We start from the raw sequence: 643 nt of genomic DNA, 5'->3' as shown, positions 1-643 counted from the left end.
ATCGTCGCCTTCGAGGCTTTCAAGATGGAGCGGTACGCCGCGTTCTTCGAACGCGCCTACAACATTCTTCCCGACGACGGCCGCATGTTATTGCATACCATTTTGACCTACACCCAGAAACAGCAGTACGAACGCGGCGTCTCCATCACGATGAATGATCTTCGATTCGCGCGCTTCATTGGCACTGAAATTTTCCCGGGCGGACAATTGCCGGCGCAGGAAGACATCTTCAGGTTCGCCGGCGAAGCGGGGTTCTCCGTGCAGCAGGTCCAATTGCTGCAGGAGCACTACGAGCGCACGCTCAATATCTGGGCGGCCAACCTGGAGGCCAACCGCGAGCAGGCGGTCGAGCTGCAGTCCGAAGAGGTCTACGGCAAGTACATGCACTACCTGACCGGCTGTGAGAACTTCTTCCGCAAGGGCATCAGCAATGTCGGGCAGTTCACCCTCGTGAAGTAGGTGGCGAGGGGCCGGGGACCGCTACTTTTCCAGCGTGAACTGGTCGACGTCCGTGTAACCCTGGCGGAACAGCTTCGCGCAGCCGGTCAGGTACTTCATGTAGCGGTCGTAGACCTCTTGTGACTGGATGGCGACGGCCTGCTCGCGATTGGCCTCGAGGGCGGCAGCCCAGGTCTTCAGGGTC

Annotated in this window: 2 protein-coding genes; one reads left to right on the top strand and one right to left on the bottom strand. The window is 59.6% G+C overall.

Going from position 1 to position 643, the window contains the following annotated elements; all coding sequences use genetic code 11:
* A partial coding sequence (locus A5713_RS05985) for a class I SAM-dependent methyltransferase (RefSeq protein WP_082972803.1) occupies positions 1–459 on the top strand: 459 nt, incomplete at its 5' end.
* Positions 460–480: 21 nt separating this feature from the next.
* On the opposite strand, the gene A5713_RS05980 is transcribed toward A5713_RS05985, so the two are convergent.
* A partial coding sequence (locus A5713_RS05980; protein WP_197516308.1) for a class I SAM-dependent methyltransferase occupies positions 481–643 on the bottom strand: 163 nt, incomplete at its 5' end.

It is taken from the genome of Mycobacterium sp. E2497, from assembly GCF_001668695.1.
In the GTDB taxonomy this organism is placed as follows: Bacteria; Actinomycetota; Actinomycetes; order Mycobacteriales; family Mycobacteriaceae; genus Mycobacterium.
This window is presented reverse-complemented; position numbering and strand designations above follow the sequence as displayed.